Genomic DNA, 20,816 nt, shown 5'->3' with positions numbered 1-20,816 from the left:
TGCACCTGAACAATCATTGGGTAAATACCTCGACAAGGCGAGGTGCAATGGTGAGCAATGGACGTATCTCAACAGCTGCATCGATGGCGGCCGCCGCCTTGGGCATGCCATAGACCGCAGAGCTGGCCTGATCCTGAGCGATGGTCAGAAACCCCCGTTCACGCATTGCCTTGAGCCCTTGCGCGCCGTCACGCCCCATGCCAGTCAGTAGAACGCCCACTGCCTCCCCACTCCAGTAACGGGTCACGCTCTCGAAAAACACATCGATCGAGGGCCTGTAGATTTCATTGACCGGTTCCGCCGTATACGCCAGCGTACCGTCCTTCAGCAACCGGATATGATGATTGGTCCCGGCCAGCAAGACCACCCCTGGCTGCGGCGTTTCGCCCTCTTTAGCCAACCGGACGGGTACACCGGACACCGAACACAGCCAGTCCGCCATGCCTGCGGCAAATACCTGGTCGACATGCTGCACCAGCACAATGGCCGGGGAAAAATTTGCCGGTAATGCTTTCAGAAGAATTTCCAGCGCCGCCGGACCGCCGGCAGAAGACCCGATGGCGATCAGCCTGTCGCGCTTTACCGACTCTCGCACCGGGGCTGCAACAACGCGCTCACGGCTGCCGCGCTGGCCGATCAGCCAGTCTATATTGAGAATTTTACGCAGCAGTGGCAGCGCCGCTTCTCTGGGGTTGGGACCACCGACTGCAGGTGTGTCCACCACGTCCAGTGCGCCGTGCCCCATGGCCTCGAAGACACGACGCATGTTCTGCTCGCGGTTGACGGTCACGATGACAATGGCGCAGGGCGTTTCTGCCATGATCCGACGTGTTGCCTCCACGCCGTCCATCACCGGCATGATCAAATCCATCAGGATCAGATCCGGGGTTTCTGCGATGCAGCGCTGCACCGCGTCGGCACCGTTGTTCGCCACCCAGACAATCTGGTGCGCGGGCTCGAAAGCCAATGCACGCCGCAGGGCTTCGACAGCCATGGGCATGTCATTGACGATGGCAATCTTCATCCTTGCGCGTCTCCTATCAGTTCGGCAACGGCATCGAGCAAGGCATCATCATGGAAACTGGCCTTGGCCAGGTAATAATCGGCGCCGGCATCCAGGCCACGACGTCGGTCTTCTTCACGATCTTTGTAGGAAACGACCATCACCGGCAGAGACTGTAAGCGAGTGTCGCGGCGCAACAGCGTAACCAGTTCGATACCGTCCATGCGCGGCATGTCGATGTCGGTGATCAGCAGATCGAAGTCTTCGGCACGCAGTGCGTTCCAGCCGTCCATGCCGTCCACGGCCACCGAGACTTCGTAGCCGCGACCCACCAGCAGCTTGCGTTCAAGCTCGCGAACCGTCAAAGAGTCATCGACAACCAGCACACGCTTGCGCAGAACATGATCAACCTGACGATTGCGTCGGTCGATGCGTTCGAGCCGCCCGGTGTTCAGAAGCTTTTCCACCGAGCGCAACATGTCTTCGACGTCGATGATCAGTACTACCGATCCATCGTCGAGCAAGGCACCTGCCGAGACGTCCTGAACCTTGCCCAGACGTGCGTCCAGCGGCATGACCACCAGCGTCCGTTCGCCAATGAAGCGCTCGACGGCTACGCCATAAACGGCATCACGCTCGCGGATGACCACGACCTTGAGTGCTTCTCCGGGGTTCTGGGCAGGCGGCCGGTTCAACAACTGGCTGGCCGAGACCAGACCGACGTGACGCTCTTCATCCCAGAAGTGCTGGCGTCCTTCCAGTTGCAAGATGTCATCGGGCTGCAGGTCGCGCATGCGCTCGATGTGCGCCAGCGGGAACGCATAGGCCTCGCCGCCCACCTCGACCACCAGACTGCGCACCACGGACAGTGTCAGCGGCATTTCAATTCTGAAGCGACTGCCCTCGCCGGCCCATTGCTGCAGCTCGACGCTGCCGTGCATCTGGCGAACCATATGCTGCACCGCATCAAGCCCCACACCACGTCCGGATATCTGCGTGACCTTGTCGCGCATGCTGAAACCCGGCAGGAACAGAAAGCTCAGCAGTTCTTCTTCGCTCAATTGCGCGGCGGTTTCAGCGGGCGAAAGTTTGCGCTCGATAATGCTCTGGCGCAGCCGCTCAAGGTCTACGCCGCCGCCGTCATCGCTCAATTCAACAACCAGCAGCCCGGCCTGATGAGAAGCTTGCAGACGGATCAGGCCTTCAGGTTCCTTGCCACAGGCGACACGTTTTTCCGGTGATTCGATACCGTGGTCCACAGCATTGCGTAGCAGATGCGTCAGCGGAGCCTCGAGTTTTTCCAGTACATCGCGATCGACCTGGGTTTTCTCGCCCTCGATCTGCAACCGGACCTGCTTGCCGAGTTCGCGGCCGAGGTCACGAACCATGCGCGCCTGCCCCGCCAGGACGTCGGCGAACGGTCGCATGCGGCAGGCCAGCGCTGTGTCATACAGCAACTGCGCGCGCTGCGCCGACTGCCAGCCGAATTCATCCAGCTCGGCCGTCTGCAGGGCCAGCATGTGTTGCGCCTGAGACAATAGCCCCCGCGCATCTTCCAGCGCCTTCTGTACATCGGCACCGGGACCGTCTTCACCAAAGCTGGCGCCCAGCACCTCAAGCGCACGGTCGCTGCTGCTCTGCAGGCGCTTGAGACGCTGCATGCCGGCCAGCAGCGGTTTGAGCCGCTGGGTTTCCACCAGCGACTTGCTCGACATGTCCAGCAACCCGTTCAGGCGTTCGGCGGTCACCCTCAGAACGCGCTCGCCGCCCTCCGTCACGCGCCGCTCACGCAGCGGCGTGAATGGCGGTTCCGGCTCGGGAGGCGCTGTCGGCGCTGGCGTACCGAGGCGCAAATCAGCGGCCAGCGGGTCAACGCCAGGGCTGTTCGGCACAGGTGTGGCCTGGGACGCAGGATCGAGCAGCTGCATCGCACTCGCCAGCAACGGATCGATGGGTGGCTCACTGACGGTGCGCGCCGCCCCCGCACCAGATGCCAGCAGCGTGTTGAGTCGCTCGACGTAGAGGTCGACATCGGGCTGGCCGACGCTGTTGCCGCCGGGCGTGGCAATGCGCATCAACAGGTCAGTGCCGGACAGCAGCGCGTCGATGTGTTCGGCCTGCAACAACAGGCGGCCTTCCTGTGCGCTGACCAGACAATCTTCCATCACGTGTGCGACGCTGACACCAAAATCGACACCAACGATACGCGCTGCGCCCTTTAGCGAATGAGCCGCGCGCATGCAGGCTTCCAGCTGATCTGCCTGAGTCGGGTTACGCTCGAGCGCCAGCAGGCCCGCACTCAGAACCTGAGTCTGAGCGTCGGCCTCCAGGGTAAACAGCTCGAACAGTGAAGCGTCACGCATTTGATCTGGCGTCATGTGAGGCTCCGGTGTACCGCCGACAACAACTCTTCTTCGTCAAGCCAACGCAGGCTGCGGTCCTTCCATTGCAACACGCCTCGGGTGAAGCGGGCATTGGCATGTGTACCGGATGCAGAGGCAGCCTCCAGCACACTCTCGTCGATGGCGTGAATGCCGTCTACCTCGTCCACCGGCACGACAACCGGGCCACCCTCGACAGCAACGATCAGCATACGCGGCAAGATGCGCGATGACTGCGTTACCACTGGATTGGTGTCCAGGCCGAGCAGCTCGACCAGCGAAATGCACGCTACCAGCGCGCCCCGCACGTTGGCGACACCCAGCATTGCACGTGATCGCTGATGCGGCAGCGAGTGAATGGTCTGTTGCGGGGCCACTTCCGAGAGGCAGCTGGAAACCAGCCCCAGCCACTCCTCACCGAGGCGAAACACCAGAATCGATCGAGTCTTGATATCGCGCTGCAGCACAGAGCCCTGAAAGTGCTCCTGTTGCTCCTGAGCCAGAGCATAGCGATCCAGCAAGCGTGTGGCGGCAGCGGAATAAACTGCACAATTGCGGCAGTGGATATGCTCTGCCAGCAACGGGCACGAGCGGTCGCCGTGGATACCGATGCGGTTCCAGCAATCGTCGATGTCCTGCGCCTGATCATGGGTGAGGCTGGAAAAGCCGGACAGGCCCGTCATCAATGGTTTCCTTGTTTATTCGCACCACGTGCCGCACGGTCCTGCAAACGTCGGGCTCCGGCGCTGTCTCCCTGAGCGGCAAGCATCGCTGCCAACTGGGCCAGCGATTCCCGATGCTGGGGTTGCAGATACAACGCTTTCCGATAGAAACCCTGGGCCTGCGCCACAGCGCCCTCCACCTCGCTGAGGAGCCCCAGCCAGTAAAACACCTGCGCCGCCGGCTCGTGCTGCTGCAGGTAGCGCTCGCACGCCATACGCGCTTCAGTGCTTTTACCCTCGTTGGCCAGCGTCGCGATACTCTCAAGCAATGCTGCAGCCCCCGTACTGTCGGCGCTGGCTGTTGCCTTCACAACGGGTGCGAAAGCGGCGGATGTGCGAGCCGCAGGTGCTGTGCGCGGTGCAGGCGCTGCCGGAGGCGCAGGGCGCGATACGGCGAAAGCTACCGGAGGCACCGGCACGGCAGCCGCAACGGGCGCGTGGCGAAAGGCAAATGACTGGGCGATACCTATGGGGCGCATGCCGATACCCGCCAGCAGGTTGCCCTCGGCAGGGCCGATGAACAGCAGGCCGTCTTCACGGGTCAGCTGTTTGAGCACCTTGAATACACGCTGTTGGGTTTGCTGGTCGAAATAGATCACCAGGTTGCGACAGAACACGATGTCATAGGCCACCTGCGTTGCCAGTTTCGGGTCAAGCAGGTTGCCGGACTGAAAATTCACGCAGCCGCGAATCGAGTCGGAAATCTCAAAACCGTTGGCCACCGGATTGAAAAAGCGTTCGCGATAGCCGATATCGCTGCCGCGAAACGAGTTCTTGCCATAAACGCCATGCTCGGCCTTGGCAATCGAAACCGGGCTGATATCGATGGCATCAACCTTGAATTGCCGAGGATCTACGCCAGCGTCCAGCAATGCCATCGCAATGGAATAGGGTTCCTCGCCAGTCGAACAAGGCAAGCTCAGAATGCGCAGCTGACGCACGCCTGCGAGGTTCTCCACACGCTCACGGGCCAGCATGCCGAGTGTCAGAAACGACTCTGGGTAACGGAAAAACCAGGTCTCGGGAACGATCACGGCCTCGATCAGCGCTTGCTGCTCTTGAGGCGAGGTCACCAGCAGGTGCCAATAGGCATCGCTGTCGGGGCAATTGGAAGCGGTCGCCCGCTGGCGCAAGGCACGCTCGATAATGGCTTCGCCAACCGAGGTCACATCCAGCCCGATGCGGTCTTTCAGAAAGCTGAAAAAACGTGAATCATCAACTTTCATGGCGCGTCCTCAAGCAATTCGAGGTCTACCGGCACCACCGGATACAGAAGCTCGCGCACCGGTTCGCTCAACAGTTCCTGTACATGAATCCATTGCAGCAGGCCCTTCTCGTCTTCCCGGACCGGCCCCAGATAAGGTGACAGGCGATTGTCCAGGCCATAGGCCTTGAACTGTGAAACCGGGCAGCGCAGGGTTTCTGTCGCTTGCTCCAGAATAAGCCCGAGCAGTTGAGCAGGGTGGGCATCGTCGTAGCGGTAGTTCACCAGAATCATGCGGGTACTGGTGCGCGCGTGGGCCGGCTGGCCGCAATTGAGCGCGCTGATATCGATGACCGGCACGATTTCGCCACGGTGGGCAAAAATCCCGGCCACCCAGTGAGGTGCTCTGGCAATCTTCTTGAGCTTCACCCGCGGCAGAATTTCGGCAATTTCAGTCGCTTCCAGCGCGTAACGGTCTTCACCGATGCAAAACAGCAGGAAGAGCTTGTTAGCGGTCACTGGCGGACCGGTGCGCCTCGGCGATTGCTCCGTCATTGTCTGGACTCAGACCTTGAAGCGCGAAACGCCACTGCGCAAGCCGACCGCAACCTGACTCAACTCGTCGATGGCGAAACTGGCTTGACGCAGTGAGTCGACAGTCTGGCTGCTGGCATCGGCCAGTTGCACAAGCGCCTGATTGATCTGCTCGGCGCCTGTGGCCTGCGCCTGCATCCCTTCGTTGACCATCAGCACGCGCGGCGCCAGCGCCTGCACCTGATGAATGATCTGCGACAGCTGCTCCCCGACCTGAGTGACTTCGAACATGCCACGACGCACTTCTTCAGAAAACTTGTCCATGCCCATGACGCCAGCGGACACCGCTGACTGGATTTCACGCACCATCTGCTCGATGTCGTACGTGGCCACAGCGGTCTGATCGGCCAGGCGGCGTACTTCAGTGGCAACCACCGCAAAACCGCGGCCATATTCACCGGCCTTTTCGGCTTCGATGGCAGCATTCAGCGACAGCAGGTTGGTCTGGTCGGCAACCTTGACGATGGTCACGACCACTTGATTGATGTTGCCAGCCTTCTCGTTGAGGATGGCCAGTTTGGCGTTGACCAGATTGGCCGCGCCCATCACCTGATGCATGGTTTCTTCCATACGCGCCAGACCCTGCTGGCCCGATCCGGCCAGAATCGATGCCTGATCAGCAGCCGACGTGACTTCGGTCATGGTGCGCACCAGATCACGCGAAGTGGCAGCGATTTCCCGCGATGTCGCACCGATCTCGGTGGTGGTCGCAGCCGTTTCCGTAGCGGTGGCCTGTTGCTGACGCGAGGTCGCGGCGATCTCGGTGACCGACGTCGTGACCTGAACGGAAGATCGTTGGGCCTGCGCGACCAGCCCGGTGAGCTCGGTCATCATGTCGTTGAAGCCGGTCTCGACTGCGTTGAACTCATCTTTGCGAGCCAGGCTGAGGCGTGTGCTCAGATCGCCGGAGCGCATGATGTCGAGAATACGTACGATGAGCTGCATCGGCGCCATGATCGAGCGCATCAGCAGCAGGCCACAGGCCGCCGCTGCCATGATGGCGATCAGCAAGGACAGGATCATGCTGACCTTGGCACTCAGCACCGCGCTGACGATGTTGTTGGTGGCTTCGTCAGCCAGTTGTTTATTGGCGACAATGAGCTCGTTGAGCTGCTTGCGGCCCGCCAGCCACACGGGGTTCACATCACCGAACAGCTCGGCGCGCGCGCTGGCGTAATCACCGCGATCATAGTTGGCAAGCACTTCGTTGAGCATGCGGGCATATTCATCGCGCCGCTTCTCGAAGAGTGCAAAACTGTCGCGGTCGTCCTTATCGAAGATAGATTTCTTGTAACCATCCATTTGCGTCTGCAGGTTCTCATCGAACCCTTTGTACTGATCTTTTTCCTGCTTGGTCAGCGGCCGCGCGGCACCCTCGGAGATCAGTTCCAGCGTGCGGATGTAGCTTTCGCCCCAGGCGCTGCGAACCAGCGTGCTGTAGTAGACGCCAGGCAGCGCATCAAGGCGGACCTGCTCCTCACTGGACTCGATGGACAACAGCCGGGAATACGACACGACCACCATCAACAGCATGATGGCAATGATGACGGCAAAGCTCGCCAGAATCCGTTGGCGCAAGGTCCAGTTCTTCACAGTCATCCCTCAAGAGTTCAACGACGGCGTCAGCCGTGTTCAAGATGCAGACCGATGAACGGTCCAGGCGGCGTGAGTATAGCCCAGCCTCCAGAGGCCGGGCGGGCGAGACGGGAATCAACTCGTCAGGCGGTTTAATCGCACCCTTCAAATATTTTCGGCAACGCTGCGCACTACTTGAGCGCCACGTGCAACGAATAATCAAAACACATAAATAGTTAGCACTTGCGGGGTCAAACACAAACGTAAGCTTCGTCGCCTCCTCATTCATGACAAGGCACTTCGATGCTTGATTCATTACTGTCGGACGCTGCTCCGACAAATTCTCATGTGCAGCATATAAAAGACAAGACACCCGAGTGGCTGCTTGAGGCCGGACCGGCTGTCCACGCAACGTTACGCCGGTCTTCCGGGCGTTCACCGCAATGGCTGACGAACGCCCGTACGTCCAGTCCCGAACGGCTCGACGAACTGCAGCGACTCTACACAGAACAGCGCCGCACCGAACAGAAAGTCCGTCCGACACTCGACGGTCTTTCTACCCTTGAAGACTTTGCCAGGCCCTTGCTGACGGCGGCAATCAAGGAACGGTTCGGTCTGGATGTTGACGTTACCGATACCTGGCTGTTTCACGCCAGTCGTGCAACGGTCGATCAGTCGTTCGCGTCGGCCTCCAAAGACCCGATGACCGAGGCCAATACGGCCCTGAGAGCTGCAAGGCAGACCTTGCTCAACGCCGCTCTGCAGAACTTCGAGGCGTGGGAAACAGTCCCTGGAGCGATGGACTCGGATACTGGCACCAGGGCCGAAGTGTTTTCGTCTTGCGAAATCACAGGCAACTACATCGAGGGCAAGCCCTTACCTGTTTCTCCCACAGAGTTTGCAGCACTGTGCCGCGAACTGGACCTGGGCGGCAGGTATCAGACGCATATCAAATCCGTCTTCAGCGCACCCTCGACGCCAGATGAAACTTCGGACTCGGCTGCCTCGAGACTGCGCAAGGACTTCATGCAACTGGAGTCTTCCTCCATCCGGCTGCAACTGCAGATCGCAACGCTTCAGGAACTGGTCAGTGAACCGTTGAAGGTTGCGTTACTGGAAACGCTTGCGGGCAGGCAAGGCGCCCTGCTCGATAACACGCCGTTAAGCTGCAGCGTATTGTGCCTGGGGGATATAGAGCTTAACGGCCCCTTCGTCTTCGGCAAGAACCGGAACATCGCAACCGGGCCGGAAAAAATTGTCGTTTATCTGCCTGACGATCCAATTGCACCGCTTAAAGAATATGACTCGGTCGAAGTCTTCATGAACTCGCTGCGCGAGCGAATGTTCGTCAAAGGGTATCTGAACTTCTTCAAGCGTTTCATTCCGGCACGCCACCGCAATACAGTGCTTGAACAGCTGTTAGAACGTCTGCACCCCAAGGTCACGAAAGGCGGCATTTTCGAGCGCCAGTGGCTGGAGCGTGAAGAAGATCGAAACGCCAGGCTGCACCTGAGGGAAACCCCGCTGAGCGCCCCGTTGCTGGACGAACTGTACGATCGCAAACAGGCCGTACTGCGTGACGACGCCTTGTTTCAGGGGGTGCCTACGGCGGATCAGGATCAGAAGACGTTCGATGAACGGGTGCAGTACTTCAAGAGCAAAGCGCTGGACGTCTTGAACATCGCAAGCTTTGTGGTTCCGGTCCTGGGCGAGCTGATGCTGGCGGTGACGGCTGCGCAACTGATCCATGAAGTTTACGAGGGCGCAGAAAGCTGGGCGAAGGATGAAAAACAGCAGGCCTTCGCTTATCTGTTCGACGTGGTGGAGAACATCGCCCTGATGTCCGCGCTCGGCGCTGCGACGGTCGCAGGGGCCGGCATACCTGCGCTGCAAGTGCCCGAGTTCGTCAGGGGCTTGAAAGCCGTGGAACTGCCGGACGGCGCGACACGCCTGTGGAAGCCCGACCTCGCCCCCTTCGCCCATGACATCGTGCTGCCAGGCGGTCTGCAGCCAGACGCTACTGGCCTGTATACATGGCAAGGCAGGCAGTGGCTGGCGCTCGAAGGGAAAACCTATGCCGTAGAGCCCGGCAAGAGCGGCGATGGCTACCGGATGACGCACCCCACCCGCCCGGACAGCTACCAGCCAGCCTTGCGGCACAACGGCGCAGGTGCCTGGCTGCACGAGCTGGATCGCCCACTGCAAATGGAGGGTCTGATGCTGTTTCGCCGGCTGGGGTATTCCAGTGAGGTATTTTCCGACACCACAGCCAGGCACCTGCTGAGCGTCAGCAACTCGCCCGAATCAGTTTTGCGTCAGGCGCTGACTGATCAGGCCCGCCCGCCTGCACTGCTTGAGGACACCGCGCTGCGTTTCAGGCTGGACCAGCAAATCGATCGGTTCATCGAGCAGATGGCAGCAAACGATGCAAGCGCTTCAACCCCTCTGCAACTTGAACTGCTGAGCCAGGATCCTCGCTGGCCGAACAACCGGGCGCTGACGCTGGTGGATGCCCAGGGCGCGCCCATTCAAACGTTCCCGCCAACGCAGGAGGCTGTTACTCGCGACAGCATCACGGTACGTGTCGACCAGCCTGACGCCCTGCGCCAGGATGCCCTGCGCCAGGTTCTGGAAAAGTTGAGCAACCGTGAAATTGGCACTCTGCTCGACGAAGAGTTCGGGGCCGGCCAGCCGGGTATGTCAGCGCGAGTGACCACATTGCGGGCGCTACTGACAGCACGCGCCCGCGCGACCAGAGCCTGGCTGTTCGAATCACACTACCGTGCGCTTGCCGTCGCTGAGGCAGACAGCGCGCAAACCCTGCACAAGGCGTTTCCCGGGCTGCCAACTGCTGTGGTGAACGAACTGACCCGCCACGCAACGCCGACGGAGCTGACTCAACTGACAACGGAGCGTCGCGTACCCTTGCGAATTGCCGAAGAGGCCAGCGTGTATCTGCAGCACGTCAGGCTGGTGCGAGCTTATGAAGGGCTTTATCTGACCTCCGTGTCCAGTGCCGATACCGACCGCCTTGTTCTGCACAGTCTTGAAGCCTTGCCGCAGTGGCCGCCACAGATCAGGCTCGAGGTGCATAACCGCTTTTTCGGCGGCACGCTGGTCGACAGCATTGGCCCGCAGGATGCACCAATTCGCAAAATACTGATAAAAGACGGCGACCTATATCAGGCCCGCGATGCTGAAGACCATCATCTGCAGGGGCTGGATGATATGTATTCGTCTGTGCTTCATGCACTGCCGGACGCCGAGCGCATGCAGCTGGGCTTTACCCATACCGGCCAGAAACTGGAGCTGGCGACGCTCATTCAGGACAATCCCCTGCCGCGCCAGGAGCTCGCCAAATTGCTGAACATGCAGGCCATCAAACCAGGTTCCAGGTCACCCATGCGCCTGGCTGACGGTCGGGTGGGCTATCCGTTGAGTGGTCGCAGCGAGACCGACTGGCACATAACCGACGAAAGCCTGCTGGACAAGATCCGTACCCTGGAGCTGGAGGACGCGTTCCCGGAGGACATTCTCAGCCGCCTGCGTCATACCGGTTGGAATAACAGAGAAATCGACCAGCGACTCAATACTCTGCTGAGCGAGCAACTGGATTTGCGGGCAAGCCTTATCGCCTGGACAGATGAAATCATCACGTTGCCGCCCATGAGTCAGGCGCACATAGACAGTCGAGAGCGTATCAGCGACGCCATCTGGAACCATTGGCGCCTTAACAATCTGCCCGAGATCGGACGCACTTTCGAGCCGCTGCGTCTGCAGCATGTGTCCCTGACCGATTTCCCCCGGTATCTGCCGGACTTTGTCCATGCCCGCGTCACTGGGCTGCACCTGGAGAATATCTCGATCGAAGCAAGGGTTCAGCCGGGCACTGCAGTTGCGCAATCCGCAGAGGTGAGCCTGCCTCGCCAGTTGACCAACAGTTTCGAGCTGGGGCATTTCCTGCAACGTTTCCCCAATATGCGTTCACTGCACCTGATCAGCGAACCCGGCGCCGGTCTGGATCCGCAGTCGTCGGTCTTTCTCAACCTGCCCTATTGGGTGTCCAGCATGCTGCCGCAGTTGACCGAGCTTGGGCTGATCAACCAGAGCATCTTTCTGGACCAGACGCAGATGAACCACTTTCGCAGCATGACTGATCTGAGAATGCTCGACCTCAGCGGCAATCGAATAGTCTGCGTGCTGCCAATGGACCTGAACTGGCTGCATCTGGATCGACTGGTGCTGGAGCGGGTCGGTATGCACCGCTGGCCTTCATGGCTGACAGATCTGCTCCCGAACAACGTGCGCGAACTCTCGGTGGCGCAAAACAACCTGACAGAGCTTCCGGGCCGGATTCTTGAAAATCCGCCCGGTACTGGTCGCCAGACATTGATCGATCTACGCGGCAACAGCCTTTCCCGGAATTCCGCGATACAGGCACGCATTACCGAGTCGGTAGCCGACCGCTCGTTCCGGTTTGTCATGGACACCCCCCTTGCCATACAGGCGGCTGTCAACATGCAGTTGCTGCAGGGCGCCGAACTGTCCGTAGCGCTCGATCAGTGGGTCCATGCATCAAGCTCGCTGGCCATTCCCAGTGAGCATACCATCGGGGCAAGACGCCAGATCGGCTCGGTACTGATTGATCACTGGCGAACTTTCAGCCTGGGGCAGATCCACACGCCGCTGCGTCTTGCCGACATCGCACTGGCCCATTTCCCGAGAAACCTGCCGGAGTTTTTCTATCGCCAGGTGCGCCACTTGCACCTGAGCAGAATCACCGGGACGGTGTCTGATCTCGACCAGTTGCTGCGCCCATTGACTGAACTCAGTTCGCTGGAAATGAATGGGCATGTCGTACCGCTGGTCCAACTGCCACAAGCACTGCTGGAACTCAGGTTCCTGCGCTCGCTGATTCTCAACGACCAAGGGATGTTGATCGGTCAACACCATATCGATTTCCTAAGTCGCATTCCGACCCTTGAGCGACTGGAACTGGATAACAATCGGCTGGGGGCCATCAACAGCGTGGCAGGCCTGCGAGACAATGCTCTGGCCTGGCTGTCGTTGAACAGTGTCGGAATGAGCGAATGGCCAGTCTGGCTGAATGACCTCGTGCCTGGGCCGCTGAGGACGCTGCTGCTGGAAGGCAATATGCTCAGCGAACTGCCGGACCACGTTCTTGCCAATCCTGAAAGCCAGTCTCATATGGAAATCAGCCTGCTGAACAATCCGCTCTCCGAAACAACCATACGTAGCGCACTGCTGTCAGAGCGTTACGGGAACGCTTACACCTTTGACATGGACGTGCCGCCTGAACTAAGCACGATGGAATGGGCGCAAGACGAGGATTCCGACGGCTCGCTGTCAGACTACATGTCCAGTGCAAGTCGCTCTTCCACTCCGGATCCAGTCACCGTGGAGCCCTGGCTGGATGATTCCAGCCCGTTGAACGGCGAGCGCCGACAGATATGGGAACAGCTTGAAGCCGGGGAACACACCGGCAACCTGCTGGAGCTGATCAGCTCGCTGCGCCACAGCGCCGATTATCGTAATACTGCCAGTCGAGCCGCATTGCAGGAACGTGTCTGGCGAGTGCTGTACACCGTGAATCAAGACCCGCCACTGCGCATGACACTCAACGCAATTGCAGAAGAGCCGCTCAGACTGTTCCGCAGCAACCACACGTGCCCGGACGGCATCCTGCTGGAGTTCAATCAGATGGAAGTTCTGGTGTTCACTCGCCAGACAGTCCAGGACATCGTGCCTGAACAGCGCGGTGCTTCACTCTACCGCCTCACTACCCGGCTTTATCGTCTGTCGGAGCTGGACGCGGCAGCGCGCGAACAGGCTGGCGGCAGAGACGAAGCCGAAGTGCGTCTGGCGTACCGCACGCGCTGGGCAAGCGCACTGGACTTGCCTGTGCCGCCTGAAGGCATGCTTTTCGAAGCCCATGCTGCTATTCAGCCAGGGGAACTGGACACTGCGCTGCTGCGCGTGCAGTCCGGGGAACAAGGCGCACCCTTTCTCGACTTTGCTGCGCAACAGGATTATTGGGTCGGCTACCTGCGAGAAACCTACAGGGGAAGATTCGACGCACTCGAGCAAATCTACAGAACCGGGCTGACACGACTGACCGATGAGTTCGAACAGCGCAACATTACTCTGGACAGCGAGGAATATGAGGGGAGGATTCGAGAGTTCGAGGCGCACTTCAAGGATCAGCAAGCAGCGCTGATCAGAGAACTGACCAACGCCGAGGGACTGGAAAACAGTTGATCAGAGGGCCGGCTGATACCGTTGCAGATATCAGTCGGCTCGTTGCCAAAGGCGGGCTGCTAGGCGTTTCTGACCTGCCCTTCCAGCTCGGCCTTGAGCCCGGGCTCAAGCTTCAACTGACGCGCCAGTTCGTCGAGGTAGGCGCGCTCCATGAATTGCTCATCATCCACCAGCATCACGCTGGCGATGTACATTTCGGCAGCCATTTCCGGTGTGCTTGCGGCACGTGCCACATCAGCCGGGTCCAGAGGCTTTTTCAATTCTGCCTCAAGCCAATGCTGCAGTTCCTGATCAGTACCCAGTTTGCTGAACTCGCCCTCAATAAGCTCACGCTCGCGTTCATCGACGTGACCGTCAGCTTTGGCAGCGGCAACCAGCGCGCGCAGGATGGCTTGACTGTGCTGCTCGGCCTCAGCCTCAGGCAGACGATCGATGGTCTGCGGTTCACGCTGGCCGGCAACACCCTGGCTGGCCTGCCAGTTGTTATATGCCTTGTAGGCCAGCACACCCAACGCTGCCAGCCCGCCGTAGGTCAGCACCTTGCCACCCATGCCACGCGACCGTTTGCCCTTGAGCAGCCCCATCGCTCCAGCGGCCAGTGCGCCACCACCAGCACCGGACAGAAGACTTCCCAGCCCGCCCTGCCCTTTGCCCTGACCGCCGCCAAGCAAACTGCCCAGGCCATTCATGAGCGCATCGCCTCCCGAAGACGACTTGCCGGATTTGCCACTTGTCTTGTCCTGTAACATGCTCTGCCCGGACTTGAGCAGTTGATCGAGTAAACCACGCGTATTCACAAGAAACCTCCGATGGCGGTTGTCAGATGATTTATTGACCCGCAGGTTAACCAGAAGTCCCCCGCCCCCTCTCCCTGGTGTGCTTCCGAATGTTACGGCTGCTGCGGGCAACATCCGCTCATCCGCTCGTTCAACTTATTCTGCTAAATGCGTGCAACCCCGGCCTGCCGGGCAGGGTCAATAATGTGCGTTTGGAAAAAGCAAACAGTAATAATGCATCGATTTGAATTGATTAGTCCGATAAAACATGTCATTCGAATGCCTTGCAGTAAAATGCAGCCGCGAGGAGCTTGCCTGAGTTGATTTCCCCCATAAGTTTCCCGGCAAGTGACAGCAAGGCGGCTGAGACCATTCGCTCTAAAGACTGGAGCCGAACATCGCTCGGGCCGATCGAGCGCTGGCCTGCGTCACTGAAAAACACCCTGAACCTTATTCTTAATTCGCCAGAGTCGATGTACCTGCTCTGGGGGCCAGACCTGGTGTTTTTCCACAACGACGCCTACACCCCGATCCTCGGCCCGCGCAAGGATGACGCAATCGGCGCGCTTATCCCGGACCTGTGGGCTGACGTCTGGGATCAGGTAGCCCCGCTGGTGATAGATGCACTGGAAGGCAAGGCATGCCACTTCAAGGATCTGCCGCTGAGCATGGCGCGCTACGGTGCGCCAGAGCAAACGTGGTGGACATTTTCCTTTTCGCCGGTGATAGACGAACACGGCATAACCGTCGGCATGTTTTGCATCACCAACGAAACCACCAATCTGGTTCTCAATCAACGGGCCCTGCAGGAAAGCGAACGCAAACGCCTGGACCTGATCGACGAACTGATCACCCTGGAAAAACGCCAGGCAGCTACGCTAGAGCAACGTACGCTCGAACTGGACACGTTCTGGGAAATGTCTCCCGACCCGCTGGCAATTCTCGATTTCAACGGTATTTTCCTGAGAGTGAACCCTGCCTGGAACGCGATCCTCGGTCGTACGGAAGACGAGCTGCTGGGCAGCTCGATCCTGACCCTGCTCCACCCGGACGACGTCAGTAATACAGAACATGCGCTGACCCACGCTGCAAGCCATGTCCTGCCGCTGTTTGAAAACCGCTATCAGCACGTTGACGGGACATATCGCTGGTTCGGCTGGACCGCTGCACCAGGCAACGGAATCATTTTTGCGCTGGGCAAGCACCTGACCCATGAAAAGGATCGCATCGAAGCCCTGCGCGTCGCACAGGAAACACTGATCCAGTCTCAGAAAATGGAGGCGGTCGGACAACTGACCGGCGGCCTGGCACACGACTTCAACAACATGCTGATGGGCGTGACCGGCAACATGGAGCTGCTGCTGTCGAGAATACGTCAAGAGCGCTTCACCGAGCTGGATCGCTATATCAACGCAGCCCTGGAAGGTTCAAGACGCGCTGCGTCACTGACACATCGGTTGCTGGCGTTTTCACGCAGGCAGACACTGGCCCCGGTTGCCATCGACATCGACCGGTTGGTGGCCGGCATGGACGAGCTGATCAGACGAACCGTAGGCCCCGGCATCGATATGCAGGTCACGCCTTCGCAAGGCCTGTGGTCAACCCTGGTAGACCCGCACCAACTGGAAAACTCGCTACTCAACCTGTGCATTAACGCCAAGGACGCCATGCCCGATGGCGGGCAGTTGCTGATTCGAACCGGCAATCGCAACCTGAATGCTGCGGAAGCCGCGAAACATGGGCTGCCTGTGGGCCGCTACGTCGAATTGTCAGTCAGTGACACGGGCAGCGGCATGGAGGAAGACGTCATCGGGCGGGCCTTCGATCCGTTCTTTACTACCAAGCCACTGGGCATGGGCACAGGCCTCGGCCTGTCAATGATCTATGGTTTTGCGCGGCAATCAGGTGGCGGTGTCAGCATCACCTCGAAAGTCGGAGACGGCTCGAGCGTCTGCATTTTGCTGCCGATACACGAAGGTGAGGCCCAAACCCCTGCGCTGGAAGATTCACTGCTGCAAGTGCCGATGCAAAATACCGGCGACGAGACGATTCTGGTCGTCGACGACGAACCTGCCGTCCGACTGCTGATTGTCGAACTGCTTGAAGACCTGGGCTATGCGGTATTGCAAGCCGAGCGCGGCGCTGATGCGCTGAGCATCCTGCAATCAAAAACCGCCATCGACTTGCTGGTGACCGATGTTGGCCTGCCAGGCGGCATGAATGGTCGTCAGGTCGCAGACGCTGCGCGGGAAGTGAGGCCCGATCTGAAAATCCTGTTCGTGACCGGCTACGCAGAAAACGCCGCGCTGGCACACGACACGCTGGAGCCCGGCATGCATGTGCTGCCAAAACCGTTCGCCATCGCTGAGTTGATCAGCCGAGTAACCGAACTGCTGGAAGGTGAGTGAAAAAAATGAGCGCCATATGGCGCTCATTTCATTCAATGCCCTGATCAGCGATCAATCGCGCAGATCAGACTCATGAATCGGCTGGTCACGATGCGTGGCGCGCTGGTACTGCGCAGGCCAGGTTGCCAGGCGTCCGCCCAGATCTTCATCGGCACGCAATGGCCAGTACGGATCACGCAGCAGCTCACGGGCCAACAGAATGATATCGGCCTGTCCGGTACGCAAAATATGCTCTGCCTGAGCCGGATCGGTGATCATCCCCACAGTACCGCTGGCGATCCCGGACTCCTTGCGAACCCGCTCGGCAAATCGGGTCTGATAGCCGGGGCCTACAGGAATTTCGGCGTTGGCGGAAGTACCACCTGAAGACACGTCGATCAAGTCGGTGCCCAGCGCTTTCAGTCGACGAGCCAGTTCGACGGTTTCATCGGCGTTCCAGCCATCTTCCACCCAATCGGTAGCGGACACGCGAACGAACAACGGCAGCTCTGCGGGCCACACGGCACGTACCGCTTCGGTGACTTGCAGCGTCAGGCGAATGCGGTTCTCGAAAGATCCGCCGTATTGATCGGTGCGCTGATTGCTGATTGGCGAGAGAAACTGATGCAGCAGGTAACCGTGCGCGGCGTGAATTTCGACCACTTTGAAGCCTGCCGTCAGCGCGCGACGTGCGGAATCGACAAAGGCCTTGATCAGCTCCTGAATCTGCGTTTCGCTCAGTTGCACAGGCGCGGTGTGCTGCGGATCAAAAGCAATCGCCGATGGACCGACCGGCGTCCAGCCGCCCTCAGTCAAAGGCACATTGCCATGCTTGCCCAGCCACGGACGCCAGGTACTGGCCTTGCGCCCGGCATGCGACAGTTGAATGCCCGCGACGGCGCCTTGGGCATTGATGAAGCGAGTAATGCGTTGCAGCGGTTCGATCTGCTCATCGTTCCACAGACCGAGGTCTTCGGGAGTGATGCGACCTTCAGGCGTAACCGCCATTGCTTCGCTGATGACCAGTCCGGCACCGCCAACGGCGCGGCTGCCAAGATGGACCAGATGCCAGTCATTGGCCAGGCCATCAACACTGGAGTATTGGCACATAGGCGACACGGCAATGCGGTTGCGAAGGGTCAGTTGGCGCAGGGTGTAGGGTTCTAGCAGCAGGCTCATGGTGACCTCTCGTGTTGAAAATCCGGGAGTCCAGGCTCTGTTCATACAGGCAACAGATTCCACTGGACCGTCTGTTGTCGACAACCCGGCAGCGAGAGCGGTTCCTGCTGATTGTCAGCGTGGTGCGAGATGCACCACCATCAGCTGTACGGTTTCGTTGCCGCGAAACTCGTTGAGGTCGAGCTTGTAGGCCAGTTCTACCCAGCGAATATTGGGGTTGGGCCAGATGTCGCGGTCCACGCCAAACGCAATGCCATCCAGCTTCACGCTGCCGCATTCGGTCTTGAGCACCATCTTCAAATGGCGTTCGCCCACGACCCGTTGCTCGACCAGCTGAAACACGCCGTGGAACAACGGCTCGGGGAAATGCTGCCCCCAGGGGCCGCCATTGCGCAGTGCGCGGGCCAGTTCCAGATGAAACTCTTCGACAGCCAGCGAGCCATCGGACAGCAAGCGCCCGGTCAGGTCCTGCTCTTCAAGCTGGCGACGCACTTCCTGGTCGAACGCCTCGGCAAACGCCGGGAAGTGCTCCTCAGGCAGCGACAGACCGGCCGCCATCGCGTGCCCGCCGAACTTGCTGATCAGTTGCGGATGACGCGCTGCCACAGCGTCCAGCGCATCGCGGATATGAAAGCCCGGCACCGAACGCGCAGAGCCCTTTAGGACGCCCTCGCCCGCACTCGCGAAGGCAATGCTCGGTCGGTGGTAACGCTCTTTGAGACGCGAGGCCAGAATGCCGATGACACCCTGATGCCACTCGGCATCGAACAGACACAGGCCAAACGGCATCGATTCAAGCGGCAGATCCTTGAGCTGGGCGAGCGCCTCGCGCTGCATGCCCTGCTCGATGGACTTGCGGTTCTGATTCAGTTCATCCAGCCGCACGGCCATTTCCCGCGCCAGCGTCGGGTCGTCGCAAAGCAGGCATTCAATGCCCAGGCTCATGTCGTCCAAGCGCCCTGCTGCGTTCAGGCGCGGGCCGATAATGAACCCCAGATCGGTCGAGGTGATGCGCGCAGGCTCGCGCCGTGCGACTTCGAGAATCGCGCGCAAGCCCGGACGTGCGCGCCCGGCCCGGATACGCATCAAGCCCTGATGCACCAGAATGCGGTTGTTGGCATCCAGAGGAACCACGTCGGCCACACTGCCCAGCGCGACCAGATCAAGCAGTTCGCCCAGATTAGGCTGGGCACGCTGATTGCTATCGAACCAGCCGGTTTCACGCAGCCGCGCGCGCAAGGCCATCAGCACATAGAAAATCACCCCGACCCCTGCCAGCGATTTGCTGGGAAAGGTACAGCCTGGCTGATTGGGATTGACGATGGCGTCCGCCGCTGGAAGCTCATGGCCGGGTAAATGGTGATCGGTGACCAGAACCTGCAACCCTGCCGCCTTGGCTGCGGCCACGCCTTCGACGCTGGAGATGCCGTTATCGACCGTGATCAGCAGCTGTGGCTCGCGCTGCAATGCGACCTCGACGATTTCCGGCGTCAGCCCATAGCCGTACTCGAACCGGTTGGGCACCAGATAATCGACATGCGCAGCCCCCGCCCCCAACAGGCGCAGGCCCAGAACACCCACGGTGCTGGCGGTAGCGCCGTCGGCATCGAAGTCGCCGACGATCAGCATCCGCTGGCCTTCACGCAGTGCGGTCACCAGCAGATCGACCGCTGCATCGATGCCCTTGAGCTGTTGATAAGGGATCAGTCGCGCCAGACTCTTGTCCAGCTCTGCCTCGCAGGACACGCCTCTGGAGGCGTACAGACGAGTGAGCAAGGGCGGCAGGTCACCGAGAAACGGCAAGGTGTCGGGCAACAGACGGGGTTCAATGCGCATGCGGGTCAGCTGATTCTCTTCAGGGTGTCGATGGACAATACGTTCGATACAGGCAGGCTGCGGTCAACCACGCTCGCCAGCAAGCCACTGCAACTGGACTTCATGCTGGCCACGGTCATCGGTAACGAACACAGTACCTTCACTGATCATCACATCCCACTTGATGACCCGCGGCATGTCTTTGGCCAGCACTTCCAGTACGTCCTGCGGGACTGCTGCGATGTTGACGTTTTTCAGGTTCTTGATCGCCGGGATGACCTTGCCTTCCCAGACGCGCAGGCTGCCGTAGGCAAGCAGGCTGGTGCGCTCGGTACGCCGCGAACACCAGGTCAGGCGGTCGGCGTCAGGCTGCCCCACTTCGATCCAGTGCAGGACGCGATCATCCAGGCTCTTTTCCCAGAGTGCCGGCTCGTCCACATCGGACAGACCACGACCGAACGACAGCTGCTCGTTGTACCAGAAGGCATAGGCCAGCAGACGCACGGTCATGCGTTCTTCGGTCTCCGATGGGTGCCGGGCGATGGTCTGCTTGACGCTTTCGTAAACCCCGCGGTCGAGGTCTGTCAGGTTGAGTTCGAATTTGTAGGTCGTGGACGGCTGGGCCATGAACGGGCTTCTAGAGTCTGGAGGGAAGACCGCAAGTCTAACCGATGCGCGCCCCGCGAAGGAATTTGCTCGCGCAGGCACCAAAGTCCGGGCCGTGCTTCACTGATTTGCGGCACATCAAAAAAACGATAGTCTGAAACAAAATCCTGATACATCTTGATACTTTGCAACAGTCTCTGCGGACACGTCAGGCTGCCAGCCTGAAGACGGCTTTGGGTGCTTGAATGTGACGCCACTGGTGCCGCGCCATTCAAAGACCTGCCACCCCACTCAG

The 20,816-nt window shown here is 59.7% G+C and carries 12 protein-coding genes; 2 read left to right on the top strand and 10 right to left on the bottom strand.

Translation table 11 applies throughout. The features are described 5' to 3' along the window. Positions 1-13: 13 nt before the first annotated feature. Genes cheB through ALO43_RS17185 form a run of 6 tightly spaced genes read right to left on the bottom strand, consistent with a single transcriptional unit; the run spans position 14 to position 7,497 of the window. The gene (cheB, locus tag ALO43_RS17210) at positions 14-1,024 is read right to left on the bottom strand and encodes a chemotaxis response regulator protein-glutamate methylesterase (protein WP_005891728.1); all 1,011 of its coding nucleotides are present in this window, start codon (positions 1,022-1,024) and stop codon (positions 14-16) included. After that, positions 1,021-3,381: a hybrid sensor histidine kinase/response regulator gene (locus ALO43_RS17205; protein ID WP_054997851.1), complete on the bottom strand. Its 2,361-nt coding sequence runs from the start codon at positions 3,379-3,381 to the stop codon at positions 1,021-1,023. Before ALO43_RS17205 ends, cheB begins: the two co-directional genes overlap by 4 nt. Next, the gene (locus ALO43_RS17200) at positions 3,378-4,067 is read right to left on the bottom strand and encodes a chemotaxis protein CheW (RefSeq protein ID WP_005891726.1); all 690 of its coding nucleotides are present in this window, start codon (positions 4,065-4,067) and stop codon (positions 3,378-3,380) included. Before ALO43_RS17200 ends, ALO43_RS17205 begins: the two co-directional genes overlap by 4 nt. Next, positions 4,067-5,332 (bottom strand): CheR family methyltransferase, encoded by a 1,266-nt coding sequence (locus tag ALO43_RS17195; RefSeq protein ID WP_054997850.1) that lies wholly within the window; start codon positions 5,330-5,332, stop codon positions 4,067-4,069. The genes ALO43_RS17200 and ALO43_RS17195 overlap by 1 nt, the downstream gene beginning before the upstream one ends. Next, entirely contained in the window at positions 5,329-5,865 is a 537-nt protein-coding gene (locus ALO43_RS17190) for a chemotaxis protein CheW (RefSeq protein ID WP_005891724.1), read from the bottom strand. Before ALO43_RS17190 ends, ALO43_RS17195 begins: the two co-directional genes overlap by 4 nt. 9 nt (positions 5,866-5,874) lie before the next feature. Further along, positions 5,875-7,497, bottom strand: a complete 1,623-nt coding sequence (locus ALO43_RS17185; RefSeq protein WP_024671800.1) for a methyl-accepting chemotaxis protein — start codon at positions 7,495-7,497, stop codon at positions 5,875-5,877. 285 nt (positions 7,498-7,782) lie between these two features. Here ALO43_RS17185 and ALO43_RS17180 point away from each other — a divergent pair, with 285 nt between their 5' ends. Then, entirely contained in the window at positions 7,783-13,758 is a 5,976-nt protein-coding gene (locus tag ALO43_RS17180) for an NEL-type E3 ubiquitin ligase domain-containing protein (protein WP_054997849.1), read from the top strand. 59 nt (positions 13,759-13,817) lie between these two features. Here the strand turns inward: ALO43_RS17180 and ALO43_RS17175 are convergent, their stop codons facing one another. Continuing rightward, positions 13,818-14,555, bottom strand: coding sequence for a tellurite resistance TerB family protein (locus tag ALO43_RS17175; protein ID WP_024671798.1), 738 nt, complete (start codon positions 14,553-14,555; stop codon positions 13,818-13,820). 299 nt (positions 14,556-14,854) lie between these two features. Here ALO43_RS17175 and ALO43_RS17170 point away from each other — a divergent pair, with 299 nt between their 5' ends. Next, a complete protein-coding gene (locus ALO43_RS17170; RefSeq protein WP_054997848.1) occupies positions 14,855-16,942 on the top strand; it encodes a response regulator in 2,088 nt (695 codons plus the stop codon). A 51-nt stretch (positions 16,943-16,993) separates the two neighbouring features. On the opposite strand, the gene ALO43_RS17165 is transcribed toward ALO43_RS17170, so the two are convergent. The 3 genes from ALO43_RS17165 to ALO43_RS17155 form a co-directional block, all read right to left on the bottom strand. Beyond that, a complete protein-coding gene (locus ALO43_RS17165) occupies positions 16,994-18,100 on the bottom strand; it encodes an NADH:flavin oxidoreductase/NADH oxidase (RefSeq protein ID WP_005891720.1) in 1,107 nt (368 codons plus the stop codon). 114 nt (positions 18,101-18,214) lie between these two features. Then, complete coding sequence (gene recJ / locus ALO43_RS17160) at positions 18,215-19,936, bottom strand: single-stranded-DNA-specific exonuclease RecJ (protein ID WP_024671796.1); 1,722 nt, start codon at positions 19,934-19,936, stop codon at positions 18,215-18,217. 63 nt (positions 19,937-19,999) lie between these two features. After that, entirely contained in the window at positions 20,000-20,542 is a 543-nt protein-coding gene (locus tag ALO43_RS17155) for a YaeQ family protein (RefSeq protein ID WP_002554774.1), read from the bottom strand. Between the last annotated feature and the right edge of the window lie 274 nt (positions 20,543-20,816).

Source organism: Pseudomonas tremae, from assembly GCF_001401155.1.
In the GTDB taxonomy this organism is placed as follows: Bacteria; Pseudomonadota; Gammaproteobacteria; order Pseudomonadales; family Pseudomonadaceae; genus Aquipseudomonas; species Aquipseudomonas tremae.
Note: the sequence above shows the minus strand (reverse complement) of the source record. Positions and strands in the feature narration are given on the sequence as shown.